Origin of the sequence: Pseudooceanicola antarcticus, from assembly GCF_900215355.1 — a bacterium.
GTDB classification, from domain to species: domain Bacteria; phylum Pseudomonadota; class Alphaproteobacteria; order Rhodobacterales; family Rhodobacteraceae; genus Pseudooceanicola; species Pseudooceanicola antarcticus.
This window is the reverse complement of sequence record NZ_OBEA01000008.1, coordinates 98,137-113,956: the sequence shown is the minus strand read 5'-3', so window position 1 is coordinate 113,956 and position 15,820 is coordinate 98,137. Positions and strand designations below refer to the sequence as shown.

Sequence of the window (15,820 nt, the reverse complement as noted above, 5' to 3'; positions counted from 1 at the left end):
GGCGCTCGCGGGTCCGGCCTGGTGCCGGGCCCGCGTTGCGGCTTGCCGGGCCGGTCCGGCAGGCTCCGGGTCAGAACCGGCTACCCCTTTGGCGAAAAAGAAGCCGGGGTTGTTCAGCGGCTTCCAGCCCCCGCAACAGCCATAGGTTGCACAAACCCTGTTGAGCTTGGGGATCGTTTGTGGTCGTCTGAACTGCCGTAGTGAAGGCTGGCGGCCGAATGTCGCCCGCCGCGAGGAGCACCGCGCAGTGACTGAGACGACCGACGACAGGGCGCCGCCGCCCGCCGCCGCCCCGGCGCTTTCGCAAGAGGCCCTGAGCCAGCTTGCGCACATGATCTACGACGTGGCGCTGGACAACTCCCGCTGGGTCGAACTCATCGCCCATATCGAGGCCCTGACCGAGACCAGCGACGGCGCAGGGCTGGAGAATGCCGAAGGGCTGAAGGACCTGCGCGCGCACGTCGAACGCGCCATGAGGATCTCGGACCGGCTGAGCGAGAACCGCGATGCCGGGGACCTTGGCCGCAGGCTGCTGTCCAGCCTGTCTCTGTCCTTCCAGCTCTTCGATGCCGACGGGCGCGAGCTGTCGCAGGAATGGGTGTCGGGGGAGCCCGGCGAGGAGACGCCCGATCCGCTGGCCAAGAAACCTGCGGCGACGGGGGTGCTGCCCATGGCGCTGCGCCGGCAATATGACGCCACGCGGGGACCGCTGAACCTGAGCGAGGGCGCGCAGGGCACCACGGACGATGTCCTGCTGGGCCCCGATCTCGTGCGCAAGATGGGGCTGCCGCCGCGCGTCGACTGGGCCCGGCTGCGGCTGACCCGCGACCCGCAGCAGATCGCGGCCAATCTCTCGGCCACCTATGGGCTGACGGCGGGGCGGGGCAAGTTTCTCGCGGCCTTCCTCAAGCACGCCGACCTGCGCGAGACCGCCTCGGAGGTTGGCGTGAGCTACGAGAGCGCGCGCACCTATCTCAAGGACATCTGCCAGACCATCGGCATCTCGGGGCAGACAGAGCTTGTCCGCGCGGCGCTGCAGAACCCGCTTTCGGTCATCGACGCCGATTTCTCTCCGACCGAGCGCGCTTCGGTGCGCCGCCAGATCGAACGGCCCGAGGGCGGGCAGATGGAGTATTTCTCGCTCGGCGATGCGGATGGCTATCCGATCATCCACTACGACGCCATGTCCGGGGTGGGTCTCGACGTGCTGCGCTTTCCCGAGGCCTTCGAGAAGGTGCTGCGCCGTCTCGGTGCGCGGCTGATCATCCCCTGCCGTCCCGGCACCTTCCGGTCCAGCTTCATCCGGCGCAAGTCGGCGGCGGGCGATGCCGAGGATCTTGGGCTGCTCTGCGACCGGCTGGGGATCGACCATTTCGCCGTGCTCAGCAATTCCCTGGGCTCGGTCAGTGCGCTGCATGTGGCCCGGGCCTTCGGTGCGCGCTGCGACCGACTGGTGCTCGCCTCGGTCCACAACCCGAAGTACCAAGAGGATCACGGGCTGCAGGGCAACTACCTGCACAAGATCTCGGCCGTGATCGGGCGCCGCTCGCCGCTGGTGCTGCGCTGGCTCATCCCCTTCCTGTGCAAGTCGGTGATCCAGGATCCGGGGAAGTTCGCAGACAGGGCCATCGCCGTGGCCGATTGCCCCCATGAAGAGGCCATCCTGCGCTCGCCGAACCTGCTGAAGAGCGTGCAGATGATCCTTGAGGAGCGCACCGCCAACGGCTTTGCCGGCGTCGTCCAGGAGCACCGCCACATCGGCCGCCCCCTGGGCTTCGACCTGGCCGAGCTGACGGTGCCGATGCTGCTCTTCCATGGCGATCGCGACCGGTCGAGCCCGCTCGAGGGCGCGCGCGCCATGGCCGAAGAGGCCCCGGACGCCACGCTCTACGTGCTCGAGGGCATGGGCCGGTCGATGATCAAGGCGGAATGGGACTGGCTTCTGGCCGCCGCCGCGGGCGCGCCCTTCGAGGTGCCCCCCGCCACCCGCCGGGGGCCTCTGGTCGATAGCCTGGCGGGCTAAATTTCCCCTAGGTCCCCAAATGGGAATTGTCTGAAATTTCAAGGCGAAGCTAGAAGCCAGCGATGGTTCAAACAGCTGCTTTGGTGAATTTACGATGACAATTGCATCCTTCCTGCGAAACCGCGCCTCCCATGGCGCGATGCTTGTCATGCTCTGCGCGCTGAGCGGGTCCCAGGCCCTGGCGGGTCCGACGGGCGGCAACGTGGTCGCCGGATCGGCCCAAATCGGTGCGGCCACCGGCGGCGTGACGGCGATCCATCAGAACAGCAACCGCGCCATCATCGACTGGAACAGTTTCGACGTGGGCACCCAGGAGGGCGTCTCTTTCCACCAGCCGGGACAGGATGCGGCGATCCTAAACCGGGTGACCGGCGGGGCGGGGGCCTCGCGGATCGACGGGAACATTTCGGCCAATGGGCACGTTTTCCTACTGAACCCCGATGGCGTGCTCATCGGTGAGAGCGGTCAGATCACCTCTCGCGGAGGCTTTGTCGCCTCCTCGCTGGAGATCGGCGACGAGATGTTCATGCAGGGCGGAGACCTGCAGTTGAGCGGAGATGGCAGCGGCGCTGTCATCAACAAGGGAATTATAGAATCCAGCGCCGGGGACGTGGTGCTGGTAGCACCCAGGGTTGGCAACTACGGTCGCATTACGACCACGAGTGGGGTTGCCGCCCTGGGTGCGGGAACTCAGGCCTGGCTGCGGCCCGCCGACGATCAGCTTCTGCACATTGACGCAGGGCTCACCTTCGGCGGCACCGGGGTCGACAACCAGGGCCTGATAGAAGCCGCCCAGGCAGAGCTGAAGGCCGCCGGCGGTTCGGTCTACGACCTGGCGATCAATCAGTCCGGCACGGTCCGCGCGACCGGAGTCGAGCGCAAGGGCGGGCGCATCCTGCTCAGCTCCGGCGGCGGCTCTGTCCGGGTCAGCGGCACACAGGAGGCGCGCAACGCAGATGGCTCGGGTGGCGAGATCTACGTCGGCGGCGGCGTGCAGGGCGGCGATGCCGCCATTGCCAACGCGCGCAGCCTCGAGGTCACCGAAAGCGCCGTTCTCGATGCCTCGGCGCTGGCGGGGCAGGGGGATGGTGGCACCGTGGTGCTCTGGTCCGATGACGTGACCTCGTTCCGCGGCAGCCTGTCGGCGACCGGCGGCAGCGCAGGCGGAAACGGTGGCTTTGCCGAGATCTCGGGCGCGGGCGCGCTGGACTTCCGGCCCTCTTCCATCGACCTCAGTGCCGAATTCGGAGAGGCCGGCACCCTGCTGCTGGACCCTGATGACCTGGTGATCGTCTCCTCGCAAGGGCAGGGCGAGGAGGCCGTCGTTGATGGCGGCACCATCACGCCCGAGCCGGGCTCGGGGGAATGGGACCCTGGTTACCAGGGCTCCGAAATCGAAGCGGACACCATCGTGGGTCTGCTGGACAGCATGAACGTGATCCTCCAGGCCAGCGGCAGCATCTACAACAATAGCGAACTCTATGCGAACAGCGGCAACACCAATTCCCTGACGCTCACGGCCGGAGAGGGCATCTACCTGAACTTCGGGATCGACCTTCAACAGGGCGATCTGGTCCTGAGCGCTCCGGGCACGATCGCGGGGCCGGTGTCCCAGGGTGGGTTCCCGGCACTTCCCATCGGTGTCAGTGCCGACCGCATCACGATCAGGTCGTCCGGCGCTTCCGGACCGGCGGCGGTCAACTTCTCTGCGGTCGAGCTTGCGGCGCAAACGGTCGATATCGACTTCGGCATGGGCGTCTCGGGCGACGTGGACCTCAGTTCCGCCAACAATGACATCGAAGAGCTGAATCTCATCTCCGCCGATGACGGCGGCTTCTCGGGCGCGCTTTCGGTGGTCAATGGCGGCGACGGGCTGACGGTGAACGGCTCGCTGGCGGGAACCGCGCTGACGGGGTTCTCCATCGTCACCGACGGGGATCTCTCGCTGGGCTCCAGCTTCAGCCTTGCCAATCCGGCAAGCTCCGGCGCGCTGGATCTGGTGCTGGCCTCTACCAATGGGGATATCCTGAGCTCGGCCCCCGCCGCGGCCTTTGCCGGGCTGGACGCCGGGGCCGGCCAGCGCCTGCTGGCCTATTCCACCAACAAGCTGCGCACCAGCCTGGCGACGGATCTGACCCTGACCGAGGTGGCCGGAGAGACCTATGCCTCCGCCCCGCCCTCGGGCCTGCCCGAGGATGGCGTCAGCCGGATCTTCTACCTGGCGGGGCTCGGCAAGCTGACGCTGACCGCCGATGACATCGACCGCCTCTACGGGGCCGGCAACGGCACGCTGAGCTTCTCGGTCGAGGGGCTGTTGAGCGGTGACAGTTTCGACACCGCGACCACCGGCGCGCCGGAGCTTTCGGTCTCGGCCGGGGTGAACAGCGATGTCGGCGACTACGTGATCTCGATCAGCCAGGGCAGCCTCGCGCTGACCGATGACACCTACACCGGCTTTGCCTTCGTGCCGGGCACGCTGACGGTCACCCCCGCGCAGCTGATCGCCAGCCCGACACCGACCACGATCACCTATGGCGACAGCTACAGGGTTCCGGTCACCTTCACCGGCTTCCGGAACGGCGATACGGCGCTGAGCATCGGTCTGGACAATGTCGAGGCCACGGTCGCGGGTGCGGGCAGCCTGCCCGATGTCGGCTCTTACGATGCGGTCTACCAGGCTGCGACCCACGGCAATTACACCATCGTCGACAATGGCGTGGACAATGACTTCACGGTGACGCCCCGAGCCCTGACGGTGCAGCTGCGCGATCGGACCCGCACCTATGGCACGATCAACAATTTCCTCGCGCCGACGTTCGACGGCCTGGTGAGCCCCGGACACGAGGACTTCTTCGAAGTGAGCCAGGGCACGCTGGCGACGGTGCAGAGCAATGTCGGTAACTACGCGATCACCGGCCTGGTGTCCGGGGTGGAGAACGGAGCGGCCAACTACACGGTCAGCGTCCTTCCGGGCACCCTCAGTATCACGCCCGCGCTGCTGCGTCTGTCGGTCGACCCCACCAGCCGCGTCTACGGCGACAGCAACCCCGGCTTCTCGGTGACCCCCGTGGGCGGGACGCAGTGGTACAACGGAGACGATGCAACGTCGGTGACGCTCGACTTCGCGACCTCGGCGGGTGTGGACTCGGATGTCGGCAGCTACGGTGTGACGGTCAGTGGCTCGGCGCAGAATTACGACATCGAGACCCGGCTGAGCAGCAATGCCCTGACCGTGACCCCCGCACCGCTGACGATCACGGCGCAGGACCTGTCGAAAGTCTACGGCCAGTCCGCCAATGGCGGCTGGCTGAGCTTCACCGCCTCGGGCCTCAAGGCCTCGGACACGCTGGCGGATCTTGGCGATCTGCAGGCGACCTCGGAGGGTTTCGCGGCGGATGCCAATGTCATCACGGGCGGCTACCAGGTGACGATCTCGGGGATCGAGAACGGCAATTACGTCGTCGCCTCGGCCAATACGCCAAGCCTGACGGTAAATCCCGCGACGGTGAACCTGAACGTCGGCACGGCCAGCCGGGCCTATGGCGACAGCGCCTTCAGCGTCACCGGGACCACCGCCGACGGGCTGATGGCCTGGGACAGTCTCGAGGATCTGGGGCTGGTCTACAGCTCGGGCATCACCGACAGCTCGCTGGACGCCGGCCAGACCCGCTCGATCAGCGCGGTGCTTGGCGCGGGCGTGCGCAACTACACGCTGGGAGAGATGAACGAGGGCACCGCCACGGTCACCAAGCGGCAGGTCAGCGGCGTCATCTCGGCCTCGCAGCGCTATTTCGGCGCTACCAGCACGCCCAACCTGCTGGTGCTGGGCCTGGTCAATGGCGACACCCAGGACGATATCGACGGCTTCAGCTTCGAGGGGGTGCATGACGATGCGCTGACCGATGTGGGCCAATACTCGGTCATGGGTCTGATCCAGGATAACAATTACGAGCTGAAGGTCCCGGCGCAGGGCACGATCACCATCCTGCCGCGCCTGATCACGGTCGAGGTGGCGGATCAGTTCCGCACCTATGGCACGGACGCTCCGCTCGATGTGCAGATCAACAACATCGCGTCCGGCCATACCCTGGCCGACGTGCTGGCCGGCGGCGGCTTCTACAGCGAGGGCGCCGACCCCCACGCCAATGTCGGCAATTACGCGATCACGGGCAGCGTCAACAACGCCAACTACGAGGTGCAGAGCCAGGTCCTGGGCGAGGTCAAGGTCACGCCCGCGCCGCTGCTCATCCGGATGAGCGACGTGACCGTGGGCTATGGCGACCCGTTCGATGTCAGCTATACCCTCGAGGGGCTGCAGAACGGCCAGACCCAGTTGAACATCTTCCAGTTCCTCGAGCCCGAGCTGCGGATGGACTCCTTCGCCCTGCCGAACGGTCCGCAGGAGGACATGATCTGGGCCAGCTACGCCCCGCAGGTCACGCCCGGGGGCTGGATGCCGCTGTCGAACTACTCTCTCACCATCGAGGGCGGGACGATGGAGGTTACCCGGCAGGAGATCGTCATTTCGGCCCATGACGTCGTGCGGGAGCTGTCGGCGGACTTCCAGCGCGAAGAGCTTTACCCCGGCCTGATCTACGGTGGAGGCACCCTTGTCAGTGGACGGCTGGCGAGCAGCAGCCGCCTGGGCCTGGCCTATGTCGGTGAGGCGACCATCAGCCTGGTGCCCGGCGAGACCATGCCGGATGTGCTGAAGGCTGTGGTGACTCTGGCCGATGGAGAAGCGGACCCGGACGCGGACCGCAAGTACGACATCAGCTATGTCGGCGGGCTGGGCGACGTGATCACCAAGAACATCCAGCGCATCGAACCCCTCGACATCGACATCGAGGTCGACAGCACCACGACCACCTACACGTCGGACACCAAGTACTTCACCAACGACAAGGGGCAGATCGTCGACCCCGAGGTCTGCGAGAACCTTGGCAAGGTGATGGTGGACGGGGTCTGCGACATGGGCAGCAACGAGATCACTGTGAACAAGGCGCCCGACGTGGTCTCGCCGCTGACGGCGGGGCTGATGGAGGATCTGACGTCCGAGCCCTCGGATATCCTGGTCAATGTCCTTGCGGACTACATGGGGAGCGCCATCAGCATGGGCGCCCTCGACACGGACATGATCTACCTGCTCGACGATCTGCGCAGCGGGAAGATCGGCGCCGACTACTTCATGGCCCGTGTCGGGGGCGATCCGGCACTGGCCGGACTCCTGATGCAGGCGATGGACGGCTACATCCAGGCGCTGGTCCATGCCGATCCCGCCGAGCTGTCCGAGGCCGAAACCCTGCTGCGGGGACGCTACGAGTACCGCGCGCGACGCATGGCGGAGGAGATGTACTGGAAGCTGGCCGCTGCGAAGCATGCGGACGACCAGCGCCGCGCGTCTGAGGCCGGCACACTTGGCGGCATCGTCGCCCTGCCGCCTGCGGGTCACGTGCTGGACGACGTGCTGGGGGTTTATGAACAGGACCTCGCCTACCACATGCAAGGCATCGCGTCCGGCGCGACCGCGGCGGCCTACGGCGCTGGCTCGGCCGCGGTCCCCATTGCCTTCGTCGCGAACACCTACGCAGTCGGGCTGGCGAATGCCGCCGTCATCTCGGCAGCCTCCGGAACTGAAGCGGGAATTGCTGCAATTACCGGCGCCACGAAAGTGATCGAGGGCCTGTCGGCGACGGCCGGCGCCTCCGGGGGGATGGTCGCGGTCGGGGCCGTGGTCTTCGTTGCCGCGGCGGTCGTCGCCGTGAAAAGCGGTGTGACCCAGGCCGAAGCGGCAAACCGCGAGGCGGAACTGGAAAGCTTCATGGCGCGGCTGAAACCGGGGAGTTTCGATCCGGCCAACGTGCCGCCCGCGATGCATGCCCTGATCATGAGCGAACTGGCCACCGGCGCCACGCTGGGCGGGAACTGAAAAGAATGCAAAAGACAATGACTGCCAATTCCTTGGGCCGCCTGCCGGCTCTGCTTCTTGCCGCTGCCATGGCTGTCGGCCCCGCCGCGCCGCTTTCCGCGCAGCAGGCCGCGCCGAACCAATTGTCGGCGCTGGCGGGCGAAGAGGCGCTCTTGCCGGTCCTGAACGGTCTGCGCCTTGTCGCAGTGGCGCCCGGCAATGCCGCCAGCCGGCAGAGGGGGGTGGAGATCGCCCCGCGCCTCGAGACCCCCGCAGAGGCTCAGCTTGCCGCGCGTCTGCAACAGGCGCTTGGACAGCCGGCCTCGCTGGAAAGCCTGGGCCGCCTGGTCGATCTGGTGCGGGCGCATTTCCGCGACGCGGGCTACCCCTTCACCCTGGTGACCCTGCCCGAGCAGGACATCACCCATGGCACCGTGGCGATCCTTGTGCAGCCCTCGCGGCTGGCACAGGCCCCGGCCGTCGATGGCGCGCGCTATTTCGAGGTCGAAAGCTACCGCCGCGCGATCCGGGTGCAGCCGGGCCAGACGATCAACGCCGAAACGCTGGAGGCGGATGTCGCGCTGCTCAACGCCAATCCCTACCGCGAGGTGCGCCTGGTCTCGGGCCCCGGTGCCGAGCCCGCCACCACCCAGCTGACCCTCGTCACCCAGGAAGAGCGCCCCTATGCCTTCACCCTGGGTTTCAGCACCGATGTCTTCCAGGGCGAGGCCAGCACCAACCTCAACGGCAGCGCCGTCTTCGGCAACTTCCTGGGGCGGGGCGACGTGCTGCGCTACGACCTGGGCGCGGATCCCGACAACGCCAGCTCGATGGCGCATACGCTGAGCTACACGCATTTCCTGCGCGGCAATCGCCGGCTTGAGGCCACGGCCTATTACACCCGCCCCGAAAACGCTTTCGCAGGCCTCTTCCTGCAGGTTCAGACCACCGCTCGGCTGGGGCTGACCTATCACGCCCGGCGCGACCTCGACCGGCAGGGCGAGCAGCAGGATTGGTATCTTGGCCTGGAGGCGGCCAGCGAGGACTACGAGCTTTACTTCGGCGGCACCCCGGTCAGCAACTCGACCGTCGATCTGGTTTATCTGAAAGCGGGCTGGAGCCGCGCGCTGCAACTGGAGAAGGGGCAGCGCAGCTACGGCGTGGACCTGCTGCTCAGCCCCGGCGGGCTGACGGCCAACAACGCCGATGACCGCTTCGACGAGGCCCGTTCCGGTGCTTCGGCCAGCTATGCGATCGTGAAGCCCTGGTACTCGCAGACCCGTCCCTTCGGCGAAAAGCTCAGCTGGTCGCTGAGCCTGCGGGCCCAGCTGGCCTCGGGCGCGCTGGTGCAATCGCAGCAGTTCAACGCGATCTCGGGCAATGCGGTGCGACTGGGCGGGGCCAGTGTCTCGGGCGATCACGGGCTGGCGGTGCAGAACACGGTGAGCCTGCCGTCGTTCAGCATCGGCGGTTTCAGCCTCTCTCCCTACCTGATGGGCGACATGGCCATTGCCGCATATGCGGACACCGGCTTCGGCAGCGATGAGCCGGGTCTTGCCCTGGGCATCGGCGGCGGCCTCTCCGGAGAGATCCGAGAGGGGGTCGAGCTGAGCCTGGAGACCGGTCAGCTCTGGTGGCGGGCCGATGGAATCGCCGACAGCGATTTCGCCGTCTCCTTCAGCCTGAACGCCTCTTTCTAGGCCGCAAGGGTCTCCCTGGACCCTGCAAGGAGCCTTCTAAAGCAGAGCAGGGGGCCTATCGGCCCCTTGCCGACGGTTGGCAATTCGGTGCGCCAAGGGCATCGAAAGGCCTCTGAATCGGCCTCCGGGCCGGTCAAAGTTCATCTTCTGCACATGTTTCGACCAGAATGCGGCCCTTCGGCGCTTGTTTTGCCCGTGATTTCCCCCCTTGTCGGGAGAAATATTGACTTGTTGGTAAAAAATGACGTTCCCTTGTCTCAAACAACGGGGATGAGCCATGACAAATCCACTAGCAACTAATTTCACCGGTCTTGAATTCGTGAACCCCTTCGTCCTGGCCTCTGCGCCTCCGACGGAGAGCAAGCGCAAGATCCTGAAGGCCTTCGAATCCGGCTGGGGCGGGGTGGTCACCAAGACCATCGGCCTGCACCCGGTCGAGAATGTCGCCGGCCCGAAGACGATCTTCCAGCGCACCAGCGAAGAGAAGCCCTATGTCTCGCGCTCCAAGCGGCCCGACACGGTTCCGCATTCCTCCTGGAACTGGGAGCTGATCTCGGACCAGCCGCTTGAGCAATGGCTGCCGGACCTGGAAGAGATCAAGGCGACCTACCCGGACCGCATGCTGATCGCCTCGATCATGGCCGGTGCAGGCAGCATCGAGGAAATGAACAACTGGAAGAAGCTTGCCACCGCGGTGGTGAACGCCGGTTGCGACGCGATCGAGCTCAACATGTCCTGCCCCCATATGGACCGCAAGGACATGGGCGCCCATATCGCCAATGACGAGGACATCATCCGCTCGGTCCTGGCAGCGGTCACCAGCGTGGTGGACGTGCCGATCTGGGTCAAGCTGACGCCGTCGACCTCGACCCTGGCCGATGCCGCAGGGGCCGCCTACGAGGCAGGTGCCTCGGCGATCTCGCTTTGCAACACCTTCCCCTCGCTGCCGCTGATGGACCCCGAGACGATGAAATTCGAGGTCGAGGTCGACGGCTACGTCACCTCGGGCGGTCAGGGTGGCCTGGCGATCCTGAACCAGGCGCTGCAGCGTGTCTCGGACATCTCGCGCGCCTATCCCGACAAGGCGATCTCTGGCATCGGCGGCATCAAGGGCTGGCACGAGGCCTTCAACTTCATCGTCCAGGGCGCCGGCAACCTGCAGGTCTGCACCGCGGCGATGGAGGAAAAGGGCAGCGGCGGCGTCGGCGTGAAGCTGATCCAGGAGCTGAAGACCGACCTGGCCGATTACCTCGAACGCAAGGGCTTTGCCTCGATCGAGGAGTTCCGCGGCATCGCGCGCGAGCGCATCGTCGAGCACTCGCAGATCCGCAGGAAGAGCGAAGGCTACAACGGCGGTTACGAGAAGTCGGCCTGATCGCCGTCGCCCCGATCCATGGACGGCCGGAAAGGCCGTCACGCACCCCCGTCAGGACGACCCTGGCGGGGGTGTTTGCTTGTTCGGGCGGTGGCGAGTGGGGCGGGCGCCTCATGCGGCGTCGGGCGGAAAAGAACACCTTGCCGCTAACAGGTTGAAAAACCTGGCGTACCAGGCTGCCTGCCGGCCCGGAAAGCAGTGTCACCACGAAAGAGGGGGGAGTGGTGGGCGACCCTGGAATCGAACCAGGCATGGGTCTCCCCGGCGGAGTTACAGTCCGCTGCCGCACCTTGCAGCTCGTCGCCCGAATTGGTCTGAGGCGCTGCCCCGTCCAACCGTGAGCGGGTGATTACCGGGGCTGGCCGGAGGCGTCAACAGGAAAATCCGCCCCTTTTGCTTGCGATGCGGGAAGGGGCAGCGTAGGAGGCCGAAACCCTGTAAAAGGGCCGGAAAGCAGCGTCGGTGGAACGTCGGTATTATGTCGGTATCACGTCGGTGCAGAACACATACATGCACGCGCCGCGCCGAAACGGGCGCGCCGCCGCCGGAGAGCGATGATGAAGAAGCCGCAGTGGGTGATCGACAAGGAAAAGGGCAAGCGCGCCGCCGCCGCCGAGACCGTCTGGCTCTTCGGACTGCACGCGGTGCGCGATGCGCTGATGAACCCGGAGCGCGAAAAGGTCCGCCTGGTGGTCACCCGCAATGCGCTGGACAAGCTCGCCGATGCCGTCGCGGAAGCCGGGATCGAGCCCGAGATGAGCGACCCGCGCAAGTTCGCCGCCCCGATCGACCCGCAGTCCGTCCACCAGGGCGCGGCGCTGGAGGTGAAATCCCTGGACTGGGGCTCCTTGCCCGACGTCGCCCTGGGCGAGGGCGTCGGCGCGCCGCGCCTGGTGCTGCTGGACCGGGTCACCGATCCGCATAACGTCGGTGCCATCCTGCGTTCGGCCGAGGTCTTCGGTGCCCGCGCCGTCATCGCGCCGCGCCACCACGCGGCGCCCGAGACCGGCGCCCTGGCCAAGACCGCCTCGGGCGCGCTGGAGCGACAGCCCTACCTGCGGGTGCGCAACCTGGCCGATACCATCCTCGAGCTGCAGAAGATGGGCTATATCGTGCTGGGTCTGGCCGGCGAGGCCGAGCAGAACATCGAGACCGCGCTGGAGGGCCGCAGGGATCGCCCCGTCGCGCTGGTGCTGGGGGCCGAGGGCCCCGGTCTGCGCCCGCGCACGCGCGAGGTCTGCGACGCCCTGGTGCGGATTGATTTCGCCAGCGATTTCGGCTCTCTCAACGTCTCGAACGCCGCTGCGGTGGCGCTCTACGCGGCGCGGGGCTGAGGCCCTTTTGCGCGCCGCGAGGGGGGCCGCTTCGGGCCTCCCCGCTCTCCCTGTCTGCTGCCTGCCTTTTGCGCGGTAGCACTTAAGGGATTGTTCACAATCTTATTACACCCTCTTCATGTCCGGTACGGCCACCCTACGTATCGTTCAGAGGCACCGGCCTGGAACGCCGATGTTTCCTTTCACTGTCCCTCGTTCCGCACTGCGCCCAGGGCTCGCCCTGGGCGCTTTTTTCGTCTGTGCCGCGTTCGTCTTTGCCGCGGTTGCGGCACCGGGGGTCCAGGGCCCGCCTTGAGCACTTTTTCGTCTGTGCCGTGGCTGCGGCAGCGGGGGCTCTTGTGCCCCCGGACAAGCTGACGCAGCCTTGGGCAGGCAAGGAGATACCAGATGGATCAGAGTGATACGGCAATCGACGCGGTGCTGGACCGCACCAGGGTCATCGCGCTCGTCGGTTGGTCGCCCAAGCCGGAACGGCCCAGCCACCGGGTGGCGGCCTTCCTGGCGTCGAAGGGCTACCGGGTGATTCCGGTCAATCCGGGGCAGGCGGGGCAGAGCGCGCTGGGAGAGACGGTCATGGGCTCTCTCGCCGAGGTCGGAGAGGCTTTCGGGGCCGAGGTCGACATGGTGGATATCTTCCGCGCCCCGGAAGCCGCGCCAGAGATCGTGGCCGAAGCGCTGGCGGCGCTGCCGGGGCTGAAGACGGTCTGGATGCAGCTTGGGGTGATCAGCGAGGAAGCGCGCCAGATGGCCGAGGCGCGGGGCCTCGACGTGATCATGGATCGCTGCCCGAAGATCGAGCTGGAGCGGCGCGGCTAGGCGCTGCTCAACCCTTGGGACGGCTGGCCTTCTCGGCCACGCCCGAGGTGCCCTCGCGCGCTTCCAGGACCTGCATCACCGCAGAGAGCGGCACGTCGCGTGCCGCCAGCATGACCAGCATGTGATAGAGCACGTCGGCGCATTCGCTGGCCAGTTTCTCGGGGTCGTTCTTCACCGCCTCGATGATGGCCTCGATGGCCTCTTCGCCGAACTTCTCGGCGCATTTCTCGGGGCCCTTGGCCAGCAGCTTGGCGGTCCAGGAGCTGTCGGGGTCGGCGCCGCGGCGGGCCTCGATGGTGGCGGAGAGGCGGGAGAGCGTATCGGTCATTGCAGCCTCGGTCATTGCAGTCGCATGGGGATGCCCGCGGCGGCCATGTGTTTCTTGGCCTCGCGGATGGTGTGATCGCCGAAGTGGAAGATCGAGGCCGCCAGCACGGCAGAGGCGCCGCCCTCGGTGACGCCTTCGACCAGGTGGTCGAGCGTGCCGACGCCGCCCGAGGCGATCACCGGCACCGAGACCGCATCCGAGATGGCACGGGTCAGCGGCAGGTTGAAACCCGCACGGGTGCCGTCGCGGTCCATCGAAGTCAGCAGGATTTCCCCGGCCCCCTTGGCGGCGACCAGCTTGGCGAATTCCACCGCGTCGATCCCCGTGGGCTTGCGCCCGCCATGGGTGAAGATCTCCCATTTGCCGGGGGCGACGGTCTTGGCGTCGATGGCGCAAACGATGCATTGCGAGCCGAAGTGATCGGCGGCGCGGGCCAGCACGTCCGGGTCGGCCACGGCGGCCGAGTTGAACGAGACCTTGTCGGCGCCCGCCAGCAGCAGGTTGCGCACGTCCTGCACGGTACGCACGCCACCGCCCACGGTGAGCGGCACGTAGCAGTTCTCGGCGGTGCGGGTGACCACGTCGAACATGGTGCCGCGGTTTTCGTGGGTGGCGTGGATGTCGAGGAAGGTGATCTCGTCGGCGCCGGCCAGGTCATAGGCCTTCGCGGCATCCACGGGATCGCCCGCGTCGCGCAGGCCGACGAAGTTGACGCCCTTGACCACGCGGCCATCGGCCACGTCGAGGCAGGGGATGATGCGGGTCTTCAGCATGACATGTCTCCGGTGCGTCCTGGGCGCTGTCTAGCCGCTTGGGGCGGCGCGGGAAAGGCTCAGGCGGCGTCGGCCTTGTAGCGGGTGTAAAGCTCCAGCCCGAGGGCGGTGAGCAGCAGCAGCGGGCCGACGGTGAGGGCGCCGACCACGCCCAGAAGGATCACCGGCGAGAGCTGGGTCATGATCTGCGCCAGCACGGTGCTGTTGGCGCAGCTCGAGAAGCCCTCGGTCAGCGAGCCCAGGCAGATGTTGTCCGTCAGCACCGAGAGCGCCAGCACCAGTGCGAAGGTCAGCCCGCCGATCCTGAGCAGCCAGTAGGACCACTTGTTATGCGCCATGCCGCCCAGGAAGAAGGCGACGGTGGGCACCATGATCAGGAAGGCGGCCAGGATTTCCTTTTGCATGTCAGCGATCTTTCGGTGGGGCGTTGCGGGAGGTGTCTTTGGGCAGGGCAAGGGCCAGCATCAGCCGGACCCCGCCCCAGAGCAAGGCGAAACCTGCCGAGAGCGGCAGCACGATGAGCCCGCCCCAGGCGGCGAAGAGGCCGACGGAATAGGCGAAATTGTCCAGCTTCAGGCCCAGCAGGCGGCAGGCATGGGTGCTGCCCTCGTCGATGGTGCAGCCCAGGCCGCCAAGCGCGATGGTCAGCGCCATGGCCAGCAGCCAGCACATCAGCGGCGCCAGCACCAGCCAGAGCGCGATCCGGTTGAGCCGGGCGGTGGCCGGGCGGGCCGCCATCAGGCCTTCAGCACCGCGAGAGCCTCGGCCAGGTCGATGGCGCCATCGTAAAGCGCCCGGCCCGAGATCGCGCCGTCGAGCGGTGCGCCGCAGGCTTTCAGCGCCTGCAGGTCGGCGATGGAGGAGACGCCGCCCGAGGCGATGACCGGGATCGAGACCGCATTGGCCAGCGCGGCGGTGGATTCGATGTTCGGGCCCTGCATGGCGCCGTCGCGGTTGATGTCGGTGTAGATGATCGCCGCCACGCCCGCGTCCTCGAAGCTGCGCGCCAGGTCGGTGACCTGCACGTCGGTCTCGGTGGCCCAGCCCTTGGTGGCGACAAAGCCGTTGCGGGCGTCGATACCCACTGCGACATGGCCGGGGAAGGCCTTCGCCGCCTCGCGCACCAGGGCGGGATTCTCGACCGCCACGGTGCCCAGGATCACCCGCGAAAGGCCCTTGGAGAGCCACATCTCGATGGTCGCCATGTCGCGGATGCCGCCGCCAAGCTGGGTGGGGACCTTGCAGCGTTCCAGGATCGCCTCGACCGGGGCGGCGTTGACCGGGCTGCCGGCGAAGGCGCCGTTCAGGTCCACCAGGTGCAGCCACTCGCAACCGGCCGAAACGAATTCCATCGCCTGGGCGGCGGGATCGTCGTTGAAAACGGTGGCCTTCTCCATGTCGCCTTTCAGCAGGCGGACGGCCTGGCCGTCCTTCAGGTCGATGGCGGGATAGAGGATCATGGTCGGGGTCCTTCCTTGCAGGCTTGCCCGGCTTTTGCATGGGGCGGGCATGGAATGCAATGCGCCTGCAAGTGGGGGTTCCCCTTACTTGCGCCGCCGTGGC

11 protein-coding genes and 1 tRNA gene are annotated in these 15,820 nt (G+C 66.8%); 6 read left to right on the top strand and 6 right to left on the bottom strand.

Annotated elements, in window-relative coordinates; genetic code table 11:
• Positions 1-247: 247 nt before the first annotated feature.
• The 4 genes from CRO50_RS18035 to CRO50_RS18020 all read left to right on the top strand — a co-directional run bounded on the left by CRO50_RS18035 (position 248) and on the right by CRO50_RS18020 (position 11,006).
• The gene (locus CRO50_RS18035; RefSeq protein WP_097147337.1) at positions 248-2,023 is read left to right on the top strand and encodes a bifunctional helix-turn-helix transcriptional regulator/alpha/beta hydrolase; all 1,776 of its coding nucleotides are present in this window, start codon (positions 248-250) and stop codon (positions 2,021-2,023) included.
• A gap of 94 nt (positions 2,024-2,117) precedes the next feature.
• The gene (locus CRO50_RS18030; protein ID WP_097147336.1) at positions 2,118-7,952 is read left to right on the top strand and encodes an MBG domain-containing protein; all 5,835 of its coding nucleotides are present in this window, start codon (positions 2,118-2,120) and stop codon (positions 7,950-7,952) included.
• Between the two features lie 17 nt (positions 7,953-7,969).
• Positions 7,970-9,631 carry a ShlB/FhaC/HecB family hemolysin secretion/activation protein gene (locus CRO50_RS18025; protein WP_157791695.1) on the top strand — a complete coding sequence of 554 codons (1,662 nt, stop codon included), beginning with the start codon at positions 7,970-7,972 and terminating at the stop codon, positions 9,629-9,631.
• 277 nt (positions 9,632-9,908) lie between these two features.
• On the top strand, positions 9,909-11,006 hold the full coding sequence (locus CRO50_RS18020) for a tRNA-dihydrouridine synthase (RefSeq protein WP_097147334.1): 1,098 nt from the start codon (positions 9,909-9,911) through the stop codon (positions 11,004-11,006).
• 222 nt (positions 11,007-11,228) lie between these two features.
• Here the strand turns inward: CRO50_RS18020 and CRO50_RS20250 are convergent.
• A tRNA-Tyr gene (locus CRO50_RS20250) sits at positions 11,229-11,312 on the bottom strand.
• A 251-nt stretch (positions 11,313-11,563) separates the two neighbouring features.
• Between CRO50_RS20250 and rlmB the strand changes: the two genes are divergently transcribed.
• Entirely contained in the window at positions 11,564-12,340 is a 777-nt protein-coding gene (gene rlmB, locus CRO50_RS18015; protein ID WP_097147382.1) for a 23S rRNA (guanosine(2251)-2'-O)-methyltransferase RlmB, read from the top strand.
• A 387-nt stretch (positions 12,341-12,727) separates the two neighbouring features.
• Entirely contained in the window at positions 12,728-13,156 is a 429-nt protein-coding gene (locus CRO50_RS18010) for a CoA-binding protein (RefSeq protein ID WP_097147333.1), read from the top strand.
• Between the two features lie 7 nt (positions 13,157-13,163).
• Here the strand turns inward: CRO50_RS18010 and CRO50_RS18005 are convergent, their stop codons facing one another.
• From CRO50_RS18005 to hisA, 5 genes are read right to left on the bottom strand one after another with little or no spacing between them, the layout of a single operon-like run.
• The gene (locus CRO50_RS18005) at positions 13,164-13,484 is read right to left on the bottom strand and encodes a phosphoribosyl-ATP diphosphatase (protein ID WP_097147332.1); all 321 of its coding nucleotides are present in this window, start codon (positions 13,482-13,484) and stop codon (positions 13,164-13,166) included.
• A gap of 11 nt (positions 13,485-13,495) precedes the next feature.
• Positions 13,496-14,257, bottom strand: coding sequence for an imidazole glycerol phosphate synthase subunit HisF (hisF, locus tag CRO50_RS18000; RefSeq protein WP_097147331.1), 762 nt, complete (start codon positions 14,255-14,257; stop codon positions 13,496-13,498).
• A 59-nt stretch (positions 14,258-14,316) separates the two neighbouring features.
• Complete coding sequence (locus CRO50_RS17995; protein ID WP_097147330.1) at positions 14,317-14,661, bottom strand: hypothetical protein; 345 nt, start codon at positions 14,659-14,661, stop codon at positions 14,317-14,319.
• Between the two features lies 1 nt (position 14,662).
• Positions 14,663-14,995 carry a hypothetical protein gene (locus CRO50_RS17990; RefSeq protein ID WP_097147329.1) on the bottom strand — a complete coding sequence of 111 codons (333 nt, stop codon included), beginning with the start codon at positions 14,993-14,995 and terminating at the stop codon, positions 14,663-14,665.
• Positions 14,995-15,717, bottom strand: coding sequence for a 1-(5-phosphoribosyl)-5-[(5-phosphoribosylamino)methylideneamino]imidazole-4-carboxamide isomerase (gene hisA, locus CRO50_RS17985; protein ID WP_097147328.1), 723 nt, complete (start codon positions 15,715-15,717; stop codon positions 14,995-14,997). Before hisA ends, CRO50_RS17990 begins: the two co-directional genes overlap by 1 nt.
• Positions 15,718-15,820: the final 103 nt, after the last annotated feature.